Annotated in this window: 17 protein-coding genes; 11 read left to right on the top strand and 6 right to left on the bottom strand. The window is 60.7% G+C overall.

Annotated features, from left to right (window positions below):
- Window positions 1-29 precede the first annotated feature (29 nt).
- From JO015_08885 to JO015_08870, 4 genes are all read left to right on the top strand, one after another.
- Window positions 30-755, top strand: a complete 726-nt coding sequence (locus JO015_08885; protein ID MBV9999214.1) for a UPF0149 family protein — start codon at window positions 30-32, stop codon at window positions 753-755.
- Window positions 756-922: 167 nt separating this feature from the next.
- On the top strand, window positions 923-2059 hold the full coding sequence (locus tag JO015_08880; GenBank protein ID MBV9999213.1) for an ABC transporter substrate-binding protein: 1137 nt from the start codon (window positions 923-925) through the stop codon (window positions 2057-2059).
- Entirely contained in the window at window positions 2056-3096 is a 1041-nt protein-coding gene (locus tag JO015_08875; GenBank protein MBV9999212.1) for an ABC transporter permease subunit, read from the top strand. Before JO015_08880 ends, JO015_08875 begins: the two co-directional genes overlap by 4 nt.
- Entirely contained in the window at window positions 3090-3896 is an 807-nt protein-coding gene (locus tag JO015_08870; GenBank protein ID MBV9999211.1) for an ABC transporter ATP-binding protein, read from the top strand. The genes JO015_08875 and JO015_08870 overlap by 7 nt, the downstream gene beginning before the upstream one ends.
- Window positions 3897-4118: 222 nt before the next feature.
- Here the strand turns inward: JO015_08870 and smc are convergent, their stop codons facing one another.
- Window positions 4119-7865, bottom strand: a complete 3747-nt coding sequence (gene smc, locus JO015_08865; GenBank protein MBV9999210.1) for a chromosome segregation protein SMC — start codon at window positions 7863-7865, stop codon at window positions 4119-4121.
- A gap of 482 nt (window positions 7866-8347) precedes the next feature.
- On the opposite strand from smc, the gene JO015_08860 reads away from it, so the two are divergent.
- From JO015_08860 to serS, 4 genes are all read left to right on the top strand, one after another.
- Window positions 8348-9679, top strand: a complete 1332-nt coding sequence (locus tag JO015_08860) for a dipeptidase (GenBank protein ID MBV9999209.1) — start codon at window positions 8348-8350, stop codon at window positions 9677-9679.
- Between the two features lie 362 nt (window positions 9680-10041).
- Window positions 10042-10821 carry a C40 family peptidase gene (locus JO015_08855; GenBank protein MBV9999208.1) on the top strand — a complete coding sequence of 260 codons (780 nt, stop codon included), beginning with the start codon at window positions 10042-10044 and terminating at the stop codon, window positions 10819-10821.
- Window positions 10822-10833: 12 nt separating this feature from the next.
- Window positions 10834-11781 (top strand): DUF72 domain-containing protein, encoded by a 948-nt coding sequence (locus tag JO015_08850; GenBank protein MBV9999207.1) that lies wholly within the window; start codon window positions 10834-10836, stop codon window positions 11779-11781.
- Window positions 11782-12121: 340 nt separating this feature from the next.
- A complete protein-coding gene (gene serS, locus JO015_08845) occupies window positions 12122-13399 on the top strand; it encodes a serine--tRNA ligase (GenBank protein MBV9999206.1) in 1278 nt (425 codons plus the stop codon).
- 48 nt (window positions 13400-13447) lie between these two features.
- On the opposite strand, the gene JO015_08840 is transcribed toward serS, so the two are convergent.
- From JO015_08840 to JO015_08825, 4 genes are all read right to left on the bottom strand, one after another.
- Window positions 13448-14080, bottom strand: coding sequence for a histidine phosphatase family protein (locus tag JO015_08840; protein ID MBV9999205.1), 633 nt, complete (start codon window positions 14078-14080; stop codon window positions 13448-13450).
- Between the two features lie 372 nt (window positions 14081-14452).
- Window positions 14453-17599, bottom strand: coding sequence for an efflux RND transporter permease subunit (locus JO015_08835; protein ID MBV9999204.1), 3147 nt, complete (start codon window positions 17597-17599; stop codon window positions 14453-14455).
- A gap of 4 nt (window positions 17600-17603) precedes the next feature.
- Entirely contained in the window at window positions 17604-18827 is a 1224-nt protein-coding gene (locus JO015_08830) for an efflux RND transporter periplasmic adaptor subunit (GenBank protein ID MBV9999203.1), read from the bottom strand.
- Window positions 18828-19220: 393 nt separating this feature from the next.
- Window positions 19221-20033, bottom strand: coding sequence for an ATP-binding cassette domain-containing protein (locus JO015_08825; protein MBV9999202.1), 813 nt, complete (start codon window positions 20031-20033; stop codon window positions 19221-19223).
- Window positions 20034-20220: 187 nt separating this feature from the next.
- Between JO015_08825 and JO015_08820 the strand changes: the two genes are divergently transcribed.
- Entirely contained in the window at window positions 20221-21426 is a 1206-nt protein-coding gene (locus JO015_08820) for an MFS transporter (protein ID MBV9999201.1), read from the top strand.
- A 63-nt stretch (window positions 21427-21489) separates the two neighbouring features.
- Here the strand turns inward: JO015_08820 and JO015_08815 are convergent, their stop codons facing one another.
- Window positions 21490-22095 carry a leucyl/phenylalanyl-tRNA--protein transferase gene (locus tag JO015_08815; protein ID MBV9999200.1) on the bottom strand — a complete coding sequence of 202 codons (606 nt, stop codon included), beginning with the start codon at window positions 22093-22095 and terminating at the stop codon, window positions 21490-21492.
- 96 nt (window positions 22096-22191) lie between these two features.
- Here JO015_08815 and guaA point away from each other — a divergent pair, with 96 nt between their 5' ends.
- Both guaA and coaD read left to right on the top strand, forming a co-directional pair.
- Window positions 22192-23775 carry a glutamine-hydrolyzing GMP synthase gene (gene guaA / locus JO015_08810; GenBank protein ID MBV9999199.1) on the top strand — a complete coding sequence of 528 codons (1584 nt, stop codon included), beginning with the start codon at window positions 22192-22194 and terminating at the stop codon, window positions 23773-23775.
- Between the two features lie 34 nt (window positions 23776-23809).
- Complete coding sequence (coaD, locus tag JO015_08805; protein ID MBV9999198.1) at window positions 23810-24292, top strand: pantetheine-phosphate adenylyltransferase; 483 nt, start codon at window positions 23810-23812, stop codon at window positions 24290-24292.
- Window positions 24293-24346: the final 54 nt, after the last annotated feature.

Genomic DNA, 24346 nt, shown 5'->3' with positions numbered 1-24346 from the left:
CCAAAAATCGTAGCCCGCAGCCCATCCTTATGCCTCGTCCGCCAAGTCACCCCTTGAGTGAGGCCGATTGTGAGCGCCTCGACCAGATGCTCGCGCGGGTGCATAACGAGCACGCGATGCGGAATCTGGAGGAAATTGACGGGTTCTTTGCCGCCTTGATCTGCGGACCGTATCCCGTCCCGTTCAGCGACTTCATGCCCGAAATCTGGGGTGCAGAACCGAGCGACGAGGTCCCCTGCGAGGTACCCTTTGCGGGCCGGGAGGAAGTTCAGGATTTCCTGAGCCTGCTCTTGCAGCATTGGAACAGCATGGTCCCCATGTTCAATGACGGGGAGGTGTTTCTGCCTTTCCTGGTCGAGGATGAGAATGGGGTCGCTCACGGTAATGATTGGGCGCGGGGGTTCATGCGGGGCATGGGTTTCAACGAGGAAAGCTGGCAAGCCCTGTTCGACGATAAAGAGCAGGGCGCCTTACTGATCCCCATCTTCATCCTGGCTTACGAAAATCATCCCGAACCGGCACTGCGCCCCTACCGGGAGCCGATCGATGCCAAACGCCGGGAAGACCTGCTGGTGCACCTCGCCGCCTGCGTGACCCGGATTCATCGCTACTTTGCCTCCGATCGAGGGCTGGACGTGGGTTTTGTCGCCGGGAAGACACAACCGGCCGAGCGAAAGACCGGGCGCAATGAACCTTGTCCTTGCGGTTCAGGCAGGAAACACAAGCACTGCTGCGGGAAAAGCGCCCCTCACTGAGAGCGCAGACGCGGCGCTCGACGGTGAAACCCGGCCGGAGCGGCCTCCACCGCCGCCAATCTAATTGCTGACAAGGCTTCAACAATCATGTAAGGAGCGTGGTCGTCTTTCTCGATTCGTGATCTGGTACCATTTTTGCGTCTGCGTCAGCGCACCTTCATCGAACCATGTCTGGATTCAAACTCATCACCGCGGCGGCACTCAGCGCCGTACTGCTCTTCACGGCGGGCTGTAAGAAAAACGAACCCAACTCGCCGGCCCTCGGCGACAACCCCATGAAGGTCCGGGTCGGCTACATCGGCATCACGTGCGAAGCCCCGATTTTCAGCGCCGTCGAGAACGGCTTCTTCAAGGAGGAAGGACTCGAGGTGGAATTGGTCAAATGCGAGTGGTCCAAATACAAGGACGTGCTCGCGCTCGGGGGTTTCGACATCACCCATCACCTGGTCATGTACTTCCTCAAGCCGCTCGAGCAGGGGCTCGACGTGAAGTTTACCGGCGGCATCCATCGGGGTTGCCTCCGGGTTCAGGCCGCCGTCAACGGCAGCGTCCGAACGGTCCAGGACCTTCGCGGGAAGCGCATCGGCGTGCCGGGGATGGGCACGCCGCCCTTCATCTTTGCTAATCGCGTTCTGCATTCCAATGGCATTGACGCCATCCGCGAGATTACCTGGCAGGTATTCCCGGCCGGAGAGCTTGGCTTGGCGCTGGACAAAGGCGAGGTGGATGCAGTGGCGGATTCCGAGCCGATCGGCACCCTGCTGCTGGCCCAGGGTAAAGTGCGCAATGTCGCCGACCAAGCCAACGATCCGCCCTACAAAGGCGAATACTGCTGTGCGGTGGTGGTCAACGGCAAATTCCTCGCCGGCCATCCGAAGGCCGCGGCGGCCGCGACCCGGGCATTGCTCAAAGGCGCCAAGTGGGTCGAGGCCAATCCGGCAGCCGCGGCGAGACTCTCCGTCGAGAAAAAATATCTCGCCTCAAACCCGGATCTGAATGCCCTGGCGCTGTCGCACCTGTCCTATGTGCCGAGCGTTTCCGGAGCGGAGGCCGCGGTAAACTCGGCGGCCACAGAAATGAAGAATGCAGGAATGCTCAACCCGACTACGGACGTTTCCCAACTTGCGAAGCGCGCCTTTGCTCGCCTGGAAGGGGTGTCCGATGAGTGGCTTCAGACGGTGAAGGTGGAAAAACTGACGGCGGGCCAGGTGTCTCCGGAGCAAGCCCTCCGGGTGGCCGCGGCGTTCGCACCGGTCCGGGGCCCCCTCCACGTCGCATCCTGCTGTTCCGCGGAAACCAAATGAACGGAATCGCGCAGGTCGAAGACCGGCCTCAGCGAGACGGCGCAGCGGGGCAATCGCTTCGAAACCGGGTAGCTGCGAAGCCGGCCGCATCCAAAGCACCATGGCAGATGCTGGCGGCTGTTCCCCTGGCTACTGTGGTTGCGCTCGCCGTCCACGTGTTTGCGGCCAGGCAGGAACCGCCGGATGAAACCCGGCTTTACGCCGGTTTCCTGAGCGGCTTGCTCGCTGCCGCCGTCGTGGCGGCAGCCCTCCAGCGGTTCTGGTCCGGGCTGCACCGATGGATGCGCGACACCTGCCCGCTCATTGCCGTCGCGCTGTTGTTTCTGACCGGATGGGAGTTGACGACCTCCGGTGTTCGCTGGCTCCCGTTGCCTTACTTTCCGAGCCCCGCGGGTGTCCTGCAGAGCCTGGTGCTCGATCGGGACGTCCTCTTTGACAGCGCCTGGCATTCGTTGTTGCTGCTCCTTGGCGGTTACACCCTCGGGGTCGCCGCCGGGTTGTTCAGCGGCATCTGCATCGGATGGTTTCCCCGGGCGCGCTACTGGGGCATGCCCCTGTTGAAGATCGTCGGCCCGATTCCCGCGACGGCGTGGATTCCCCTCGCGATGGTCGTTTCTCCCTCCGCGCTGTTCTCGGCGGTTGCGCTGATCGCATTGGCGGTCTGGTTTCCCGTGACCATGCTGACTGCCTCCGGCGTTTCCAACACCCGTGCCTCCTACCTGGATGTTGCGCGCACGCTCGGCGCCGGGCGAGCCTACCTCATTTTCCATGTGGCCATCCCGGCCGCGATGCCGAGCATTTTTATCGGCTTGTTCATGGGACTCGGTGCATCATTTTTAACCCTCGTCGTCGCCGAAACCGTAGGCGTGAAGGCCGGCCTGGGCTGGTACGTGAGCTGGGCCCAGGGCTGGGCGGAGTACGGAAAAGTCTATGCCGCCCTGGTGATCATGGCCGCCTTCTTCTCTACCCTCATGACGGCGCTGTTCAAGGTCCGCGACCGTGTGCTCGTTTGGCAGAAAGGGACCATCAAATGGTAGGACTGCAATCCGTCGATGGGGATGTCGCCCAAGGGTCCTCGGTATGCGTACGCCATGTGACGAAGGATTTCGTCGCACGAGACGGCGCCGCAGCGCGCACCCGCGCGTTGGACGGCATTTCTCTGGTTGTGGAAGCTGGCGAACTGGTTTCGATCGTCGGACCGAGCGGTTGCGGCAAATCCACCTTGCTTCGCCTCATCGCCGGGCTCGACCTGCCGAACTCGGGCGAACTTCGGGCCGGAACGGAGGTCATCACCGGCCCGAACGCCGCACGCGGTCTGGTGTTTCAGGATCCGAACCTGTTCCCATGGCTCACCGTCCGCCGCAACATTCAATCCGGGCTCGTCGCCCTGGGCGTGGTCCAACGGAAACGGCATGAAGTGGACGAATTCATCCGCCTCGTCGGGCTTGAAGGGTTCGCCGACGCTTACCCTCACCACCTTTCCGGGGGCATGGCCCAGCGCGTGGCTCTGGCGCGGGCGCTCATCACCCATCCCAAGGTCCTCCTGCTCGATGAGCCTCTCGGTGCTCTGGACGCCTTCACGCGCATGCGCATGCAGGAGGAGGTGCTCCGCCTGTGGCAGGCCCGCGTCACCACCATGCTCCTGGTCACCCATGACATCGACGAGGCCATTTACATGAGCGACCGCATCTTCATCATGACGCCGCGTCCGGGTCGCATCGACCGGGTCATTCCGGTAGAACTTGATCGTCCCCGGGACCGCACCAGTGCCGAATTCCTCCGCCTGCGCAGCGAGATCCTTAGGAATGCCACAAACTCGGTGGCGGGTTACGGGTAACGCGTAACTCGTAGCTGGTAACGGGTGGCGTCAGAGCACCGGGTGCCGCGTGTCAGGCCCCGGCTTCGAGAGGCAATCATAGTCTTCCCTGCCGTGGTCACCGTGTTCCGCCGCACCCGCCGTGTGGCCGAATGCCACCCGTTACCAGTTACCAGCTACAAGTTACGCGTTACCCGCACCCGGCACTCGGCACTCATAACCCTCCCCCATTTGTGGCATTTGCTAGGCCTCGCTGTGGAGATCGCCCGATTTACCGAAGCTCTCCGCAATGCTCGGGGTGGCGCCGGGCTCTCCTTCCACCCCGGACCCGATCAGGTCAAGTTGCTGCCCGTCCGCATCTTCACGCCGCGTGAGCCGCACCCCGACGAGTTTGCTGATGCCGTGCTCTTCCATGGTTACCCCGTAGAGCACGTCGGCCTTGGCGATCGTTCGCTTGTTATGGGTGATGACGACGAACTGGCTCTGCGAGACGAACCGGTCCAGGATCTTGATGAACCGATTAATGTTCGATTCATCGAGCGGTGCATCCATCTCGTCCAGCACGCAGAACGGGCTCGGCTTCACCATATAGACGGCAAAGAGCAGCGCCACCGCCGTCATGGTCTTCTCGCCGCCTGAAAGCAACGAGATCGATTGCAGTTGTTTTCCCGGCGGTTTTGCGATGATCTCGATGCCGCTTTCCAATGGGTCGGCAGCATCCACCAGCAGGAGGTCCGCTTTACCGCCGCCGAACAGTTCCACGAACATCTCCTGAAAATTCTTGCGGACCTGCTGGAAAGTACCGGCAAACAGCTCCTTGGTGGTCGCGTTGATCTTCGTGATCACATCGAGCAACTCGGCCTTGGATTTGGTCAGGTCGTCCTGTTGCTCATTTAAAAAGCGCTGCCGTTCCTCCAGTTCGTCGTACTCCTGAATCGCTTCCAGGTTTACCGGCCCCATCGCGTCGAGGCGCTCGGTCATTTCCACCACGGCTTGCTCGACGAACGGCCAATCGGTTTCCGGCGTGGAAACCAGGGGGTCACCCGCGGTTTCGGTCTGTTGCAGGCGTTGGCGTTGTTCGCGTATCGCCACACGAAAGGCATGCCAGTCAGGCTCAAACAGCGAAAGGTCCAGCTGATAACGCTGCGTGACATGCTCGCGCACCCGCTCCAGGCGGAGCCCGAGCTGGGTATGTTTAACTTCTTCCTGGCCCCGGCTGTCCTGGCATTCGGACACCTCTTTACGCAGACGTCGCAAACTCGACTCCACCCCTTCGGCCATCTCGATGCGCTGGGTTCTGTCGGCCTGGAATCTTGCCACCTCGGCCGCCGCCTGCGCTTGCGCGGACTCCAGCTCGATCAGCCGGGCGCCTAGTTGTTCGTTTTCCTGCCGGAGCCGCTGCACGCGTTCCTGATAATTCGCAATGTCGCGCCGGCGGCTTGCCAGCAGATCGTTGAGCTCATTCAGCCGCACCGCGATGGGCTGGCGCTGGCGCTGAAGGTTCTCTTTGCGCTGGCGCTCGGTGGCCACGCGGACCCTGAGTTCGTTGAGAACCTCCGTCAGTGAATCTTCGTGGGAGCGCAAAGCATCGGCCTCAGCCGCCATGGCCGCCAAGCGCTCCTGCAAGTCGCCGGCCTGCGAAAGATTGGCGTTCAGGTCGGCTTCAACCACCCGGACCCGCTCGGCCGCGGTTTTCAGACGCTGCTCGGTGTTGTTCTTCTCCCAGCTTAAACTCTTTACTTTGCCTTCAGCTTCCCGAAGTTCGCGATCCAGGAGCAAAAGCTGGCCCTGCAAGCTGGACGCATGCACCTGGGCCCGCTGCGCGTTTTCGCGGCGCTCTTTCAAACGGCCCTGGATGCATTCGAGCTGCTCCGCAACGGCGTCCCGCTTTCGCGTAAGTTCAGCCGCCTTGTCCTTGATTCCCCGGCACTCCCCTTCAAGCGTCCGGATCTGGAGCTTGCGTTGAAAGATGGATTGATTGGCTTCAACCGCCTGCCCGGCAAACACCAGGCCGGCCGGGGAAATGTACTCGCCGTTCAGGGTCGCCACGGCCAGGTCCGGCGCGCTCTGCCGGATCCGGAAAGCCGTCCCCAGGTCCGGGGCCAGCACGACGCGGCCGAGCAACTGATTAACCAGTGAGGCCACCGGCGGGTGCACCTTGATCTTGTCAAGGATCCAACCCAGGCTGCCTTCCGGCAATGCCTCCACCTGAACCGACTGGTGTCGTTGGATGAAGGCCTGCGGAAGAAGGGCGGCCCGCCCCACTCTCCCTTTACCGAGGCTCCCGGCCATCGCCTCCGCCACGTCAGGGTCAGCGACCAGAATCGCCTCCATATGCTGGCCGAGCGCCGCTTCCACCGCGGCAATCAGGTCGCCGGGAACCTCCAGAAAATTCGCCACCGCGCCCACGATGGCCGCCCGGTAAAGCTGCGGGTTATCCAACCCTTTGAGCACCGCCTGTGAACCGGCCCCCAGACCGGCGCCTTCTTCGTTGAGCTGGCGCAACACCTCGAGCTTCGACTGGCGCTCGGCCAGGCTCCGCTGCGTCGCACCCGATTCCCGCTCGAGGGCCTGCAGCTCCTTTTGCGCGTTGGCAAGTTCGTGCTCGGCGTCTTTCAGGTCATCGCGGCCTTGTTGCACCTGCCCCTGGGCCTGTTCGAGCTGCACACGGGTCTCTGCGGTTTGCGCCGCGAGATGGTCCCGGGTCGCAGCCGATTGGTTAAGCTCCTGCTGCAGCAGCCCCAGGCGCGTCTCACCCGCTTCCCGCTGGTTGACCATGCTCGACAAGTCACCCCGGAGCGATGCCACCCGGTTCTCCTTCTGCTGGATCTGGCGCTGTAACTCCTGCGTTGCTTTCTCCCGTTCAAGCCGTTGGGAGCGCAACCGGCTCACCTCGGTTTGCTGAGCCTGCAGCTGTTCCTCTTCCCCCTTTAACGTCGCAAAGATCCCGGCCAGCTGCTGATCCGTTTCATCCAGCTGGACCCGCTGGACCTGGAGCTTTTCTTCCGCCGCCGCCGCGTCCGCCTGGTAACGCTCCGCCAGTTGGCCCGCCTCCCGGATCCGTTCCTCGTTAAACTCGATTCGCCCGTGAGAAGCGTCGATCTGGCCCTTGATGTCCTGCATGCGCTGGCGCGCTTCCAACCCCTGCTGCTCCACCGTTTCGAGCACCCGGCGCTGTTCAGCCAGGCCGAACTCCTCCGATTCCACCTGCTCTTCGAGGGAGCGTTGCCGCGAGCGCAGTCGCGCGGCTTCCTGTTCCGCTTGCGCCATCGCCGCCGCCAGTTCGTCCTGGTTCCGCCGGCAAAGGTGCAGATCCAGCACCCGCACTTCTTCAAGCAACGCCTTGTAGCGACGCGCCTTGTTCGCCTGCCGCAGCAACGAGCCGATCTGGCGTTTGACCTCCTTCATGATGTCGGCCAAACGCACCAGGTTCGCATCCGTGAATTCCAACTTGCGAAGCGCCTCTTTCTTCTGCGCCTTGTACTTCGTGATACCGGCCGCCTCCTCGAAAATCGCGCGGCGATCTTCCGGGCGTGAACTCAGGATCAGATCGATCTTGCCCTGTTCCATGATCGAGTAAGCCGAACGGCCGATCCCCGTGTCCATGAACAGCATCTGGATGTCTTTCAGCCGGCACGCCGTCTTGTTCAGCAAATAATCCGAACCCCCGTCACGGTAAACCCGGCGCGTAACGCAGACCTCGTGGTAATCTGTACCCAACTCTTTTTCGCAGTCGGCAAACGTAAGGGACACTTCCGCCATCCCGACCGCCTGCTTGCTATCCGTGCCGCTGAAAATCACGTCGGCCATTTCGCCGCCGCGCAACGCCTTGGCCGATTGTTCGCCAAGCACCCAGCGGATGGCATCCAGCACGTTCGATTTACCGCAGCCGTTCGGCCCGACGATCGCCGTCACACCTCGATGAAGGTTCAGCGTGGTTTTGTGGACAAACGATTTGAAGCCGATGAGCTCGAGCGATTTCAGGTACATAAACGACGGCGCCCGTGCAGGTTAGCGAGGCTGCAGAAGTCCCTCAAGTAAAAATACCACGTGTAGAACGAGCCAAGGTAAATACCCCAATATCTTGCGGTCACACGGCGAACACGGCGAGCCACGGCGACCACGGCGGAAAGATTAAATCATCCGCAGAACACGCAGAGAACGCAGAAAAGAGAATACATCCACAGATTACACAGATTGACGCAGATTAAGAAGACCTGGGCAACTCGAAGGTTGACACTCGCACCCACCCCCCATGCTGCCGCTCCGAACTCCGAACTCCGAACTCCGAACTCCGAACTCCGAACTCTTTTCCCTTCCCCCTCTTCCCGCCGTGGTCGCCGTGGCTCGCCGTGTTCGCCGTGTGAACTCTTACGTTGTGCCCGCCGTGTGCCCGTGTGACCGACACCCGACACCCGACACCTTTCCCCCTGGTCTCTTCCGGCGGGTTATGTATTGTTTCTAGCCTGGCTATGGATCCTCTCGAAGATCTTTTTACCTTCCTCCGGTTTCCTTCGATCTCTGCCGACTCGCAATTCAAAAACGAGATGGAAACGTGCGCCGAGTGGTTATGCCACCGGCTTACGCAGGCCGGCCTTGAGGCTTACCGGTTGGCAACCCCGGGCCATCCGGTCGTGGTTGCCCGGAACCAACACCATCCGGATCGCAAAACCGTCATGATTTATGGTCATTATGACGTTCAACCGGTCGATCCGCTCGCGTTGTGGGACTCACTTCCGTTCGAGCCGGTTGTCAAGGACGGCAGGATTTACGCTCGGGGTGCAACGGATAACAAGGGTCAGATCCTGGCGCATATCCTGGGGGTTGAAACGACCCTGCGGGAAAAGGGCGATCTGCCGGTTAACGTTGTCTTTGTGATTGAGGGCGAGGAAGAGGTGGGCAGTGGTCACCTGGAGCAGGTCCTGCGGGACCACCGCGAGGCGCTTCGGGCGGACATTGTGGCAGTTTCTGATACGGGCATGGTTGCCCCCGCTACGCCGACCTTCACTTACGGGCTGCGCGGGATTTTCTGCCTGGAACTGCGCCTGCAGGGCCCGGCAATGGATCTGCACTCCGGAATCTTCGGCGGTTCCGTGGCCAATCCGGCGACGGTTCTGAGCCGGATGCTTTCGGCGCTGCATGACAGCCACGGCCGCGTCGCCGTTCCCGGTTTTTACGATGACGTGATGCCTCTGGAAGAATGGGAACGCAACCTTTGGGCGAAACTGCCCCTGACCGACCCAATGTGGCTCCGCACCACCGGCGCAAAGCAGCTGGCCGGTGAGGAAGGGTTCAACACGCTGGAGCGCGTCTGGGCTCGGCCCACGGCCGAAATCAACGGGTTGGCCAGCGGCTACCAGGGCGAAGGCCCTAAAACCATCGTGCCGAGCCGCGCCGTTGCGAAACTCTCTTTCCGGCTGGTCCCGAATCAGGATCCGGAAAAGGTCCGTCGCCAGGTGACTGATTTTCTGCGCGACCTTTGCCCGGCATCGGTGTCTATGGAAACGGTGTCCCAACACGAAGGCAAACCGTACCTGGTACGCCCGGATTCCCCCCATGGCCGGGCGGCGCAGACGGCATTGGAACGCACGTTCCATAAACCGGTTGCGTTCATCCGCGAAGGGGGCAGCATCCCGATCACCCAGACGTTTAAAGACGTGCTGGGTACCGACACCCTGTTGCTCGGGTTGGCGCTCCCTGATTGCAAGGCCCATTCGCCGAATGAAAATTTTCTGCTTGAAAACTTCTATGCCGGGATTCGCTTGAATCAGAACCTGCTCGAAGAGCTTGCGCGCGTCGCATGAAATTCCCCCACCGCCTGGCCGTCACCGCTGCGACCAGCATGATTCTCTCCTGTTTGCCCGCCCGGGCCGGTAACGACCTCGGGCGCAACCTGTCCCGGACGTTGCACGCGTTCAGCAACGGCGTAAAAAGCCTGCTCACCGACGAAGAAGACGACGATTCCGGCACCTCGAAACATTCCCGGAAACACCGGGTCTCCTCGCACCGCAAAAACCGGGTGCACACGGAAGATCAGGATGACCAGGACGAGGACTCCACCAAGACCGGTAAAAGGCCGGCCTCGGCCGGACACCCGAAAGCAACCCCAACCCCCACGCCCGAACCCGAGCCGAGTCCGACGCCTTCGGCGCGCTCCCGGACTTCTATGGCCGATGCCGCCGGAAACCCGGGCGCAACCCCCAACTCGACGCCCATTCCTGCGCAGGTCAGCAGCTTGCCGCCGGATGCCCTTAAGGAATATGCATCACAGCCGCCCAAGATTCAGGAATTGATCCGCGAATCCCTGGCCCTCACCGAGAAGAATCTCGCGTACACCTACGGTTCCAACGACCCCGCAAACGGCGGCATGGATTGTTCCGGGTTCATTTATTACGTGCTGCGGCAGGTCGGTTTTCGTGACGCGCCGCGCGACTCGAGCGAGCAGTACCTCTGGGTGCGCAGATACAGCGATTTCCACGCGGTGCTCAGCCGCCGCCAGGACACCTTCGAACTCGACGAGCTCCAACCGGGAGATCTCCTGTTCTGGTCCGGTACTTACGGCGTCAATCGGGACGTACCGGTGACGCACGTCATGATTTATCTGGGAAAAGAGAGGAAATCGGGCAAACGGCTCATGGTCGGGGCGAGCGACGGCCGAACCTACAACAGCATGCAGCGTTACGGCGTGAGCGTGTTTGACTTCACGTTGCCGAACGGGCAGCCGTCAAAAAATGACCCGGCCCGGACGCCGAGGTTTGATGGGTACGCCAGCATCCCCGGTTTGCGGCCGTCGAACCTGGCGCGTAATAACAATCAGACGCAAGCTCAAGCTTCACCGCCTGCACCGGCCCCGGCGGCATCGCCATCGCCATCGCCGGCGCCAACCCCAACGCCGTCTCCCTCACCTTCCGCCCACCACCATAAACGGCGCCCACATGCCGATTGAAACCGGCGCGACATGCTGGAACTGTTCGGACTGAACTTTGATCGGGAAGCGCTGCGCGACCGCCTCTTCAAATTGGCGGCCAAAGGGGCGTTTATCGGGACTTCTTCCTGGAAGTATCCGGGATGGCTCGGCATGCTCTACGACCGGTCCCTTTACGAAAACCGCGGTCGCTACTCGGAAAAACGGTTTGAGGACGAATGCCTGGCCGAATACGGGCAATTCTTCCGCTCGGTCTGCGTCGACGCGGGGTATTACAAATTCCCGGATCCTCCGTACCTCGACAAGCTCTTCGGCCAGGTTGACCCGGGTTTCCGGTTAACCTTCAAGGTTACGGATACCATCACCATCAGACGGTTTCCTCGCCTGCCCCGATTCGGCCAGGTGCAGGGCCAGTTCAACGAGCATTTTTTAAATGCCGACCTCTTCCGGGAACGCTTCCTGGCGCCCCTGCAACCGTTTCGGGATCAGACCGGGGTTCTCATCTTCGAATTCTCAGAATTCCGCGAAACCGATTTCCGGCATCCGGAAGATTTCTTTGCTGCGCTCGACGAATTTTTGGGCGCGCTTCCGGCAGGGTGGCGTTACGGAGTCGAAATTCGGAACGAATCATACCTCGACCCGGCTTACTTTCGCGTGCTTCACCGGCATAACGTCACCCACGTTTACAACCAATGGACCCGGATGCCCACCGCTGAAGAACAATTGCAGCTCCCGAAAAATGCGACCGCCGATTTCGCGGCCGCCCGTTTCCTCCTGACTCCGGGGCGCGCGTACGAGCAAGCCGTCCAGGAATTTAGTCCCTACACCGAGACCAAAGTGGTCGATCCTTCCGCCCGGCGCGCCGCCCGTACCCTCATCTGGGATGCGGCCGTACGGGAGGGAAAGCCGGTTTTCGTCTACATCAACAACCGGCTGGAGGGCAACGCCCTGCGAACCATCTGGTTTCTGACGGAGGAGTAACGGGTAACGAGTGTCGGGTCACACGGCGGGCACAACGTAAGAGTTCACACGGCGACCACGGCGCGCCACGGCGACCACGGCGGGAAGAGGGGGGAAAGAGTTCGGAATGGCATCCTGAGGGGTGCGAGTGTCAGCCTTAGAGTGGCCGCCAAATATTGAGCCCGCCGGGTCCTCTTAATCTGTGTAATCTGTGGATGTTTTCTCTTTTCTGCGTTCTCTGCGTGTTCTGCGGATGATTTAATCTTCTCGCTGTTGTCGCCGTGTTCCGCCGTGGCGCCATCTGACCCGACACCCGACACCCGACACTCGACACCCGTTACATTCAGGTTTAGGCGTTGGCATGCTCGACATTCGTTTGCTGCGGGAGAAACCCGACTACGTCCGGGAACGCCTGAATGCACGCCAACCGGGACTGGGTGACCAGGTCGATGCCGTGCTGGCCATCGATGCCGAGCGGCGCCGTTTTGAAACCGAGCTGCAGAAGCTGAATGCCGAGCGCAACCGTTTGAGCAAAGCGATCGGTGCATTACGCGCCCGGAAGGAACCGAGCGGCGAATTGGAAGCGCAGGTCCGGGCGTTCGGCGAACAGATCGCGGCTCTGAACGTGGAGGTAACCACCACGGATGAACGCCAGCGCGCGCGGCTGTTGATCCTTCCGAATTTACCTTACCCGGCGGCGCCGGTCGGTGCCGACGCGAGCGCCAACCCCGTTGTCCGGGTCTGGGGCGAGCCGCCGCGCTATCCCTTCACTCCGTCCGATCACGTCGAAATTGCCGGACGGCTAAAGCTGATCGATTTCGAGCGGGCAACCAAGCTCAGCGGCACCGGTTTTGTGTTCTTCCATGGTCTCGGCGCGCGGCTCCAGCGCGCGCTGATCCAATTTCTGCTCGACCTTCATACTGTCCAGCACGGCTACACCGAGGTAAGCCCGCCTTACCTGGTCCGCCGGGATTGCATGATCGGCACCGGCCAGCTCCCCAAATTCGAAGAGGACGCTTATGCCACCGAAGATAGCCAGCTCTTTTTGATTCCTACCGCTGAGGTGCCGGTGACCAACCTCCACCGGGAAGAAACCCTGTCCGCCGGCGAGTTGCCGAAACGTTTCGTGGCGCATACGCCTTGCTTCCGGCGTGAAGCGGGATCTGCGGGCAAAGACACCCGCGGCATGATCCGGGTGCACCAGTTCGACAAAGTCGAACTGGTGAAAATCACTACACCCGAAACCTCCTTTGCCGAGCTCGAGAAAATGACGGCTGACGCCGAACGGGTCCTGCAGCTGCTCGGGTTGCACTACCGTGTGATCGAACTCTGCACGGGCGACATCGGCTTTGCAGCCTCGAAGACGTACGACCTCGAAGTGTGGGCTCCCGGCCAGAATCGGTTTCTGGAAGTGTCCAGCTGCTCAAATTGCGAGGATTTCCAAGCACGCCGGATGAATCTGAAATTCAAGGATGCGGAGGGTAAGAACCGCTTTTGCCATACCTTGAACGGTTCAGGAACAGCCCTCGCCCGTCTCTACGTGGCATTGCTCGAAACTTACCAGCAGGCGGACGGTTCCGTGATCATTCCGGAACCACTGCGCGATTACGTGCGGGCCAAGGAAATTCGCGCCGCCTGAGCAAGGGTGACTCATGTACGGTCGATTGAATCTTGCTTCTCAAGGATTCTAGCGCGCGGCGCTCGCCTCTGTCCACGGCACGGCGCATGCCGCAGTGACAAGCGGTCCGTTCCACGTTTTGAGCGCCGGATCTTCGTGCTCGTAGCTCAGGATCGACAGGGTGCTGGTATCAAGAACCAAATGCTTCCCGGCCGCCGGATCCATCCCGAGCCAGCGCGCTGCCAGCACACGGAGAAAATGCCCGTGGGAAAATAGCCCAACGTCGCCTTTAACCTCCCGGACTTTCTGCACGACCCGGTCAGCACGCGCCGCAACCTGTTCAATCGTTTCACCGTTTGGGCACGGATGCGTCCACACCGTCCAGTCCGGAACCGATTTTCGGATCTCCTTGGTCGTGATCCCCTCGTAATCCCCGTAGTCCCATTCCGTGAGGTCATCCGTCGTCTCCACCCGGTCGACCAATCCAGCCAGGTGCGCCGTCGCCAGCGCTCGTTGTAAAGGGCTGCTTAGGATTTTTACAAACCTGACGCCTTCAAAAATGGGCCTGAGGAACTCTGCCTGTTCCTTTCCTGTCTCGGTAAGGGGAATATCACTCCGGCCGGTATGACGTCCGGTCCGCGACCATTCCGTTTCGCCATGCCGGATCAAGTAGACCTGCTGGTTGCTCGACTGTTCTGCCATTCACGTGGTTCGACACGGCGGTCAAAACGGATTGGGCGACCACGGCGATTTGGCGGGCACGGCGACGGAGTTCACACGGCGAACACGGCGGACCACGGCGAACACGGCGGGAAGACAGGAATCATCCGCAGAACACGCAAAGGAAGGCATCCATACCTCACGCGGGCAGGGTTTGGATGTCTTGAATCTGTGTAATCTGCGTAATCTGTGGACGATTTGTCTCTTTTCTGCGTCCTTCTACGTGTTCGCCGTGTTCGCCGTGGCGCGCCGTGTTCGCCGTGTGAACTCTTACGTCGTGCCCGCCCTCCTCCGCTGCGGCCGGCGTGTGACCGTGTGAACTCTTAAGTTGTGCCCGCCAGATCGCCGTGCCCGCTAAGCCTGCTGCGGCTGCCGTGTGACCGGACTGCGGGCTCCAGCGTGCCGCAACCGGTCATAGAGCGCGTTCAGCCGTTCCTGGACCCCTTCGAGGTACAGGTAGAGCGCGGGAGTCACGTACAAGGTGATGAATTGGGATACGATCAACCCGCCCACGAGCACCAACCCCAGCGGCTGGCGCGAGGACGCATCGGCACCCATGCCGACGGCGATCGGTACCGCCCCCATCAGGGCGGCAAGCGTGGTCATGATGATGGGCCGAAACCGCTCCACGCTGGCTTCATGCACGGCTTCGACCGCCGTCTTGCCGGCGCGCCGTTGTTCGATCGCGAAGTCGACCATGATGATGCCGTTCTTCTTCACGATCCCGATCAGCATGAACAGCCCGATGTACGAATAAAGGGAAAGTTCCGAGTGGAACAGCAACAAGGTCAGCAAACCACCCACGGTAGCAACCGGAAGTGATGACAGCACCGTAATCGGGTGAAACCAGCTTTCGTACAGGATCCCCAGGATCACGTACATGATGAAAACCGCCACCAGCAGAAGCACGCTCAGTTGCGAGAAAGTCTCGCTGAACGTCTGCGCTTCGCCCTGCAGCTGGCCGCGAACCGTCGGCGGCAGGATCTCCGCCCCGGCCCGCTGAATGAATTCGGTCGCCGCGCCCGTCGAGGCGCCCGGCTTTAAGTTAAAGAACAGCGTGACGGCCGGAAACTGGTTGATGTGATTGACCGAAAGCATCCCGACGTAAGGCGACGGGCTGACCACCGTTTCATTCGGGATGGTGACCTGACTTGAACCCGGCTTGTAGTACAACTGGTTGAGATTCGAAGGTTCGGCCCGCTCCCGGTCCGCCGCTTCCACGATCACCTGGTACTGGTCAATGGGGGTCTTGATCAGGTAGGTGTAATTCTGGGAGTACGCGTTTTTCAAAAGCCGCTCAATGTCGGCATTGTTCAGACCGTAGGATTGCGCCTGAAGAAAATTGACGTCGATGCCCAGGGTCGGCGTGTTCGCGAAGTAATCCGACGAAACATTTTGGAACCCCGGGAATTCGCGGCACTTCGCCACCAACTGCTGGGCCGCCGCATAGACCTGGTCTGCGTTAACGCCGGAAATGGCGTAAGCGTATTGGCCCTGGTTGTTCTTGGTTGCGCCCGTGCTGATCTGCAACACCGGGTCCGGTCGGAGCAGCGGAAGGATGCCCGGGATCTGGCGCAGGTCGCGCATCAGGTCAGCGGCGACCGCATTGATCGGCGGACGCTTACCCGGGTCTTTCAAGAATGCCAGGATCAGCATCTGATTCGACGGCAAACCTTTTGAAAAACCGCATAGGGTAAAGGTTTCGTCGACCGCATCGTTCTTTCGCAAAATGGCATCGACCTGACGCTGGATTTGCTTGATGCGGTTAGGTGAAATCCCCTCGACGGCGATGCCTACCCCCCGGATGAAGCTGCTGTCCCCCGGCGGGATAAACGTTTTGGGCAAAAGCCCGAACAGCCAGACCGTGAGCCCCAGGCACGCCACCCAGGTTACCGCTGAAATCCAGCGGTGGTGCAGGAAAAAGTAAAGGGTCCGCCCGTAGCCTTCGGCAATCCGGCGAAACAGGCCGCCGACATGGCGTTCCATCCAGGTTTTGTTCTCGTGGCTGCGCTGGCCCAGGATCCGCGAGCACATCATCGGCGTGAGGGTGATGGACACGAGTCCCGAGGCAAAGATCGCCACGATGATGGTCACGGAGAACTCCCGGAAAATGCGCCCGATGATGCCCGTCACCATCACCAAAGGCAGGAAGACCACCGCCAGCGACACCGTCATCGCAATGATGGTGAAGGTAATCTGGCGGGCGCTGTGGATCGCCGCGTCCATCGGCTTCTCGCCGCCTTCGATCAGCCGCACCGTGTTTTCAAGAAAGACGATCGCGTCGTCGACCAGGAACCCGATCGCCAGCGTCAACGCCATCAGCGTCAGGTTATTCAGGCTGAAGTTGAGCGCGCCCATGACGATGAACGTGATGAGCAGCGAAAGGGGTAAGGCCACGGAGGGAATCAGCGTGTCCGTCGCGCGCCCGAGAAAGACGAAAATGACGATCACGACCAGGGCGAAGGCGATCATCAAGGTGCGCTCGACTTCCTCCGCGTTGGCCACAATCGTCTTGGAGCGGTCGTAGAGCGGAATCAGCTTGACCGAACCGGGCAACTGGGCTTCGAAAGCCGGCAGCAACTCCCTGACTTTGCGGGCCACCTCAACCGCATTGGCGCCGGCTTGCCGGCTGACCGCCAGGACCACCTCGGTCGGCGCCTCGCCGTAGCTGCGGGCCCAGAAGTTGCGGCTGATACGCTCGTCGTCAACCGACTCCACGACGCGCGCAACGTCCTTAAGGTAAACCGGTTGGCCATTCGGACGCGCGATGATGACTTCGGCGTACTGGACTGCAGTCGAGAGTTGCCCGTTCGGCCGGAGCAGAAAAGTCTGGTACTTGCCGTCAAATTGCCCGGCGCCCTGATAGGCCGTGCTCTGGCCGACCGCGTTCGTCACGTCGGTCATCGTGAGATTCAGGGAGGAAAGCTTGTTGACGTCGACCTTGATCCGAATCGCCCGCTTCGCGCCGTAAACGTTGACCTGACTTACCCCGTTGATGATCGCGATCTGCTGGCCCAGCTGGGTGTTGCCGTAGTCGTAAAGCGCGCCTTCGGTGAGGGTGTCGCTCACCAGTGCAAGGTAGAAGATCGGCTGGTCGTTCGGGTTGGTCTTCTGAAACGACGGCGGCTGCGGCAGGTCGGTCGGCAGAAAACCTGTTGCGCGCGAAATCGCCGCCTGCACGTCGGTGGCGGCATCCCCCAGGCTCTTATCCAGGCCGAACTGCAATACCAAAGTGCTCTGGCCCGTCTGATTGTTCGAGGTCGCCAGCTGAAGCCCCGGGATTTGCAAAAATTGTTTCTCCAACGGCGTAGCGACCGTGTTGGCCATCGTCTCCGGACTCGCCCCAGGGTAGCTCACCTGGACCTGGATCACCGGGTAATCCACGGCCGGCAGGTCGTTGACCGGCAACTGGCGAAAGACCTGGATACCGAAAACGGTGACGCTGATCGTGAGCAGCAACGTCATGATCGGCCGTCTGATAAAAAGTTCGGAAAAGTTCATAGGCTCACAGCGCCGACTTGACCTCCTGGGCCGGGGTCGGTTTCGGCCGCTGATCAGGACCGGTGCCCGGATTGTTTTCCGTCACGTCGTGTCCCCCGTCCGGAGGAGGCGTTTCGGACCCATTCGCCTTATAGGGCGCCGGGTTAACCTTCATGCCGTTGGCGAGCGCGAGCTGACCCTCAACCACCACGGTTTCACCTGCCTGCACGCCCTTCGAAACCACCGTCGCGTCGCCGAAATGCGGACCCTGCGTCACCAGCCGTTGCTCAGCGGTATGATCCGGCTTGATCACGAAAAGGAAAGGCCCTTTGCCGCCCAACTGGACCGTCTGGCTCGGAACCACCAAGGCGCTTCTCAGCACCTGCAGGGTCAGGGCCACGTTCACATACTGTCCCGGCCAGAGGTAACGGTCTTCATTCGGGATCGTCGCCCGCAACAGCACCGTCCCGGCTTGCGTCGAGACCGCGTTGTCGAGAAAACTTAATGAACCCGATTTCGTGACCTCCGGTTTCGCCGGTGAGTCCACGTCGACCCTAAGGGTATGGCCCGCCAGATTTTCTCGAAGCCGCGCCAGATCGTTCTCCGAAATGTTGAAGTCGACGTAGACCGGGTCTTGCCGTTGAATGTTTACCAGCGTTGCCCCGCCCGTCGCCACGTAATTGCCCATGTCCACCAACCGTCTGCCGGTCCGCCCGTCCACCGGCGCACGCACCTGGCTGTACTCCAGGTTGAGCCTGGCCAGTTCAATGGCCGCTTGATCCTTGGTTATGGCGCCCTGAAAGTTCTGAACCTGGGTGCGGTCCTGGTCGATCTGCTGCTCCGACACAAACCGTTGTTTGCCGATCTGCTCATCCCGTTGCAGGTTGCGCTGCGCCAGCTGCAGTTGCCCCTGGTCGGCCTCCAATTGGCCTTGGGACTGCTCAAGATCAGCCTGGAACGGCCGCGGATCGATGACGAAAAGCGGGTCTCCCTTTTTCACCTCCTGGCCATCCTTGAAATGCACTTCGGTAATTCGCCCGCTCACCTGCGGCTTTACGTCAACTGATTCCGGCGACGTGATCCGGCCGAATTCATGCAACTGGATCGGCACGTCCTGAGTGCTGACCTGCGTCACGAGCACGTTCTTAGGGGGCGGTGCCTGGCCCGTCGCGCCCGGTGGTGGTCGCTCGCCGCAGCCGGGAAGGAGAGCCAGGGGAATCAAAAACAGGGGGAATCGCGGGCGCAGCATACAACGCACAATAGGGTTGCAAGATGCGCTACGTCCGCAGCCTTTGCGAAGATTTAGTTTGCAGGGTGTCGGTCACACGGTCACACGGCGGGCACAGCGATCCGGCGGGCACAACGTAAGAGTTCACACGGCGAACACGGCGAACCACGGCGAACACGGAGGGAAGAGGAATGCCAGCAGTGAGGGCGGCTCGTCAGGCACGCGAGAATCTACGCCGTCTTTGCCCCGGAGCGGCGAGCGTACTCGGCATTAACGTTCCAGGCGCCCGCCGCTCCGGGGCAAAGACGGCGTAATCCTTGCCGGGAGCCGAATTCGGGGCCGAACATCGGGTGCTGGGTAATTTTGTCTTCCCGCCGTGGTCGCCGTGGTTCGCCGTGTTCGCCGTGTGAACTCTTACGTTGTGCCCGCATTCTCCCGCTGTGCCCGCCGTGTGCCCACTTGCAATTCAAAGCGGGCCTGGCGCCGGAGCACCTTGATCTCCGCTTCAAATGCCGTCGAGAGCACTGGCGAGGTAATCACTTTGTTCGACGGACCCTGCACCAGGATCTTTCCCCGGTGCAGGACGAGGGCTCTCGAGAAACAGGGCAAAATTTCTTCCACGTGATGGGTAACCATGACCAGGTTGGGAGTTTCGGGTGCGAGGGCCAGGCGGCGGATGAAGTCCAGGAAGCGTTCCCGCGCCACCGGGTCAAGCCCGGCGCAAGGCTCGTCGAGAATCAGGATTCGAAACTGCGCCATCAGCGCACGGCCGATCAGGGTGCGTTGGCGTTCCCCTTGGGAAAGGTAAAGCCAGGGACGGCCGGCCAGCGGTTCAGCCTCAACCTGGCGGAGAACCGATAAGGCGGCTTCGCGAAGAGCCGCCTTAGGCTTATGCCACAGGTTCAGTTCCGCCGTGCGGCCGCTGGCGACAACCTCCAGCGCCGTCTGTCCATCCTCAATAAAGTGCCGGATGCTTGAGCTCACCAGACCTACCTCCTTGCGCAGTTCACGCCAGTCGCTGTGGCCGTATTCCCGGCCCAGAACGCAGATCCTGCCGCGGGATGGCGTCAGGTACCCCGTAACGCAGCTCAACAGGCTGGTCTTGCCTGAGCCGTTGGCGCCCAGCACCACCCAATGTTCGTTTTCCTGTACCTCCCAGTTCAGGCCTTCCAGAATGATGTTGCCGCTTCGTTGGACAAGCAGGTCGCGAACGGAAATGATAGGCATAGCAAAGGTTCTCGCTGGCAAATGATGACCACGTGAGCGTAACGGTATTTTGATCGGTTACCAGCTCCCGGCTGTGGGCACCAAACCTTGCAAGCATCCAGAAACGATCAGACCGGCGTTGGACACTTCGAACCGTTCTGATCCGCAAAACCCTCCGCCGCCTCCCAGCAAAACTGCGAATACCTGGTTGCCGATCAGGAACCGGGCCTTCGGGCTTTTATGGCTGTTCAGCTGTACTTCGGGCAGCCTTGTGTCGGCGCAGGAGGTCGCGGTGCGCTGGCTGGTGCACCGGGTTTCAGCCTCTACGTTCCTGCTGTCGATCATACCGAGCGTGTCGTCCATAGCGTTCTTCCTGGTCACGTTTCCAGGCGGGATCCTGGCTGATCGCTGGCCTCGAAAACGGCTGCTTCGTCTGGTTTACATTGGGCTTGGGTTGGCGTCGGCGATACTTGCCGCCGTCAGCGCGATTCCAAACCTGCCGGCCCAATTAATCTTGTGCTTGTCGCTGGTCTCCGGCGCCGGGCTGGCCTTGAGTGCCCCGGTCTGGGCGGCCTTGTTCGTGGAAATCGTGGATGAACCGGACGTGGAGGCGGCGGTGGCCCTGAGCGGGGTGCAGGTTAACCTTTCCGGTATCCTGGGACCGGCGTTGGCCGGGTTGCTGCTGTCGCAACTCGGTCCCAGGTCGATCTTTTTGGCCGGCGCCATGACCTTCGTGGGCGTGTCGCTTTCCATGAAATTCCTGCCGGAAGGGCGGAGAGGGCCGCCGGCACATCCGCCTACCCTGAAGGAGGCGGTCGCGGAAGTTAAACGCGTCATCGAGCGCCGCGCTCAGATTCGGACGGTGCTCTTTCGGAACCTTCTCTTCAACTTCTTCATTTCGCTCGTCCCGGCGTTGCTCCCGACCTTCGCGTTGCAAGTGCTTAAAATGAGTTCCGGCGAACTCGGGCTGCTTTTTACCGCGCTCGGGATCGGATCCGTCGTCGGGGGCATCCTCATGGTGCCGATCCTGCAGAAGAAACTCTCACCCAACGCCATCACCGTGGTGGCGTGCGCCTTGTTGATCATCGTCTTTTATTTGATCGGCTTCGTCCGGCAGAGAGCTCTCTTTTTGGCGGTTGCCGCCGTAGCCGGTGGTTCCTGGACGCTGGCGGCCACCGAGATCTGGGCAGTCGGCCAGCGGGCGACCCCGGACGCCTCACGCGGCAGGATCAACGCCATCCTGATGATGACCGGCAGCGGGGCGATGGCATTAGGGGGCCTGATCTGGGCCGCCGTGGCCACGACCGCGGGACTCGAGAACGCCATTCATATCGCCGCGATCAGCCTGCTGATCTCGCTGCCTTTCCGGATATGGTGGCCGCTGGAGAAGAAGAAGGTAACGGGTAACGAGTAACGGGTAGCGGGTTTCGGAGAGGACCGCACGCGGCGTAAGGTTTCGCCTGGCACCGGTTACGCGTTACACAAACCTGCAGTCGAGTACCAGGGCTTGCCGGAGCAAGCGCAGGTACTTGGTCCGGGAAATTTCCACTGCACCGAAGGTCTGAAGGTGAGGGGTAATGTACTGGGTATCAAGGAGCCGGTATTGGCGCTCCTGCAAACGGTGAACCAGCGCCACCAAGGCAACCTTCGAAGCGTCGGTTTCGTAGTGAAACATCGACTCGCCAAAAAATGCCCCGTAAAGGCCTACGCCGTAAAGGCCGCCCGCCAGGCGCCCCTCCCGCCAGGTCTCCACCGAGTGCGCATAACCCAGTTGGTGCAGGTTAAGGTAACTGGCAATGATTTCCTTGCTGATCCACGTCTCGTTCCGGGCGGCGCACGCACGAATCACCTCTTCGAACGCCTGATTTATCCGCACTTCAAAAAGCCCCTTTTTCAAGGTTCGCTTGAGGCCGTGCGGAATGTGAAACCCGTCCAACGGGATGATGCCGCGCGGGTCCGGCGAAAACCACGCGATTTCGCCGTGGTCAGTCCCCATCGGGAAAATGCCGCTGCAGTACCCTTCCAGAAGGAGTGCAGGCGGAATCACTTTAGACTTTCCTCTTACTCGCAACTTAACACCCATTACTTAGCACCCATTATAGACCAACAAATCAATCAACAAAAACGTTTGCGCGAACCGGGTACACCAGTAACGGGTAACCCGTAATCCTTTTCTCCGATGAGCAGCGGCGAAGCTTTCTCCGGTTCAAAAGTGGCGATCCTGGATTTCGGATCGCAATACACGCAAGTCATCGCGCGGCGGGTGCGCGAATGCCGGGTGTATTCCGAAATCCTGCCGTTTAATGCCAACCCGAAAACGATCCGCGACAAAGGGGCGAAGGGTATCATCCTCTCCGGCGGCCCGGCCAGCGTTTTTTCCGCCCATGCGCCCTTGCTGAATCCGGAAATTTTCGACCTTGGCCTGCCGATCCTCGGCATCTGTTACGGCGTCCAGCTGTTTGCCCATTTTCTAGGCGGCCGGGTCGAGTATTCGGAACGCCGGGAGTATGGTCCGGGCCACCTGAGGACCACCGGCCTGAACCCCCTTTTCGAGGGATTACCCGACGAGTTCCAGGTCTGGAACAGCCATGGGGATAAGATCACCGCGTTGCCCCCGGAATTTTCGGCTATCGGCGTCACCGAGAATTCACCGTATGCCGCCATCGCGGACATCGAGCGCAGACTCTACGGCCTGCAGTTCCATCCGGAGGTCGCGCACACGCCGCTGGGCAAGGAAATCCTGGAGAATTTTCTCTACCGTATCTGCGGCTGCCGCGGCGACTGGACCATGGGTTCCTTCATCGAGCAAACCTGCCGCGAAATCAGCGCCCGCGTTGGCCGGGACAAGGCCGTGCTTGGCCTATCGGGCGGTGTCGATTCATCCGTGGCCGCCGCCCTCCTCCACCGCGCGCTGGGGGATCGCCTGACGTGCATTTTCGTCAATAACGGGTTGTTGCGGGCGCGCGAGGCCGAAACGGTGCAAAGGGTTTTCGGCGAAAATTTCCATATCAAACTGCGCTACGTGGACGCTTCCCAGCGTTTCCTGGCCAGGTTGCGCGGCGTGACCGACCCGGAACAAAAACGCAAAATCATCGGCGAGGAATTCATTCGCGTCTTCGAGGAGACGACGCGCGAATTAAAGGCGCATGACTCCGGCCCGGAGGGCCGCTACCATTACCTGGCCCAGGGCACGCTCTATCCGGACGTGATCGAAAGCGTCGCCATCGCCGGCAACCCGGCCGCCCTGATCAAAAGCCATCATAACGTCGGTGGATTACCCGAAAAGATGGACTTCGAGCTCCTCGAACCGCTGCGCCAGCTGTTCAAGGACGAAGTCAGGCAGGTCGGGCTCGAGCTTGAGCTGCCGCGCGAAATCGTGTTCCGCCAGCCCTTTCCAGGGCCCGGCCTCGGCGTTCGAATCCTGGGTGAAATCACCGAAGAACGGCTTTCCATTCTGCGGCAGGCCGATGAGATCGTCGTCAGTGAGATGAAGGCCGCCGATTGGTACTACAAGGTCTGGCAATCCTTCGCCATTCTGCTCCCCATACGCTCCGTCGGGGTAATGGGCGACCAGCGGACGTACGATAACACCGTGGCGGTGCGCATCGTCGAAAGCCAGGACGGAATGACGGCCGATTGGGTCCGGATTCCGTACGAGATCCTTGCCCGGCTCTCCACCCGCATCATCAATGAGGTGAAGGGCGTAAACCGCGTTTGCTACGACATCTCCAGCAAACCCCCCAGCACGATCGAGTGGGAGTAATAAAAAGAAAAAGACGCCCATCGATTCCCATTTCATGCGTCGCGCCATCTACCCTGGAAGCTTCGACCCGATCACCAACGGGCACCTCGACGTCATCTGCCGTGCAAGCCGGTTGTTCGATGAATTGATCGTAGCCGTCGCCTCAAACGAACAAAAGAAAACCAGCCTCTTCTCGTTTGCCGAACGCGTCGACCTCATCGAGCAGGTGTGCCGGGAGGCCCGGAACGTCGTCGTCGATCACTTCGATGGGTTGCTCGTCGACTTCGCGCGCCGGAAAGAGGCCAGTGCCATCCTGCGGGGCCTCCGGGCGGTGTCCGATTTCGAATTCGAATTCCAGATGGCCCTCATGAATCGTAAAATGGAACCCGGCGTCGAAACCGTCTTTCTCATGCCGCGCGAGGAGTACACCTACCTGAGCTCCAGCCTCATCAAGGAAATTGCACGTCTGGGCGGCAGCGTGGACGCTTTCGTCCCGTCCTGCGTGGCCAAAGCCCTGGACGCGAAACTCAGATCCTAGGAAATGCCACAAATGCCACAAGTGAAAAAATGCCACAAATGGAAGAGGGTGTCG

This window comes from Verrucomicrobiota bacterium, assembly GCA_019247695.1.
GTDB lineage: Bacteria > Verrucomicrobiota > Verrucomicrobiia > Chthoniobacterales > JAFAMB01 > JAFBAP01.
The sequence above is the reverse complement of the archived record's forward strand: the minus strand, read 5'-3'. Positions and strand labels throughout refer to the sequence as shown.

Bases quoted from the DNA above. Each gene is read 5' to 3' on its own strand.
- JO015_08840 (MBV9999205.1), bottom strand. From the start codon at position 14,080: ATGGCAGAACAGTCGAGCAACCAGCAGGTCTACTTGATCCGGCATGGC.
- coaD (MBV9999198.1), top strand. From the start codon at position 23,810: ATGCGTCGCGCCATCTACCCTGGAAGCTTCGACCCGATCACCAACGGG.
- JO015_08860 (MBV9999209.1), top strand. From the start codon at position 8,348: ATGGATCCTCTCGAAGATCTTTTTACCTTCCTCCGGTTTCCTTCGATC.
- JO015_08830 (MBV9999203.1), bottom strand. From the start codon at position 18,827: ATGCTGCGCCCGCGATTCCCCCTGTTTTTGATTCCCCTGGCTCTCCTT.
- JO015_08875 (MBV9999212.1), top strand. From the start codon at position 2,056: ATGAACGGAATCGCGCAGGTCGAAGACCGGCCTCAGCGAGACGGCGCA.
- JO015_08880 (MBV9999213.1), top strand. From the start codon at position 923: ATGTCTGGATTCAAACTCATCACCGCGGCGGCACTCAGCGCCGTACTG.
- guaA (MBV9999199.1), top strand. From the start codon at position 22,192: ATGAGCAGCGGCGAAGCTTTCTCCGGTTCAAAAGTGGCGATCCTGGAT.
- JO015_08885 (MBV9999214.1), top strand. From the start codon at position 30: ATGCCTCGTCCGCCAAGTCACCCCTTGAGTGAGGCCGATTGTGAGCGC.
- smc (MBV9999210.1), bottom strand. From the start codon at position 7,865: ATGTACCTGAAATCGCTCGAGCTCATCGGCTTCAAATCGTTTGTCCAC.
- JO015_08870 (MBV9999211.1), top strand. From the start codon at position 3,090: ATGGTAGGACTGCAATCCGTCGATGGGGATGTCGCCCAAGGGTCCTCG.
- JO015_08855 (MBV9999208.1), top strand. From the start codon at position 10,042: ATGGCCGATGCCGCCGGAAACCCGGGCGCAACCCCCAACTCGACGCCC.
- serS (MBV9999206.1), top strand. From the start codon at position 12,122: ATGCTCGACATTCGTTTGCTGCGGGAGAAACCCGACTACGTCCGGGAA.
- JO015_08835 (MBV9999204.1), bottom strand. From the start codon at position 17,599: ATGAACTTTTCCGAACTTTTTATCAGACGGCCGATCATGACGTTGCTG.
- JO015_08850 (MBV9999207.1), top strand. From the start codon at position 10,834: ATGCTGGAACTGTTCGGACTGAACTTTGATCGGGAAGCGCTGCGCGAC.
- JO015_08825 (MBV9999202.1), bottom strand. From the start codon at position 20,033: ATGCCTATCATTTCCGTTCGCGACCTGCTTGTCCAACGAAGCGGCAAC.
- JO015_08815 (MBV9999200.1), bottom strand. From the start codon at position 22,095: ATGGGTGTTAAGTTGCGAGTAAGAGGAAAGTCTAAAGTGATTCCGCCT.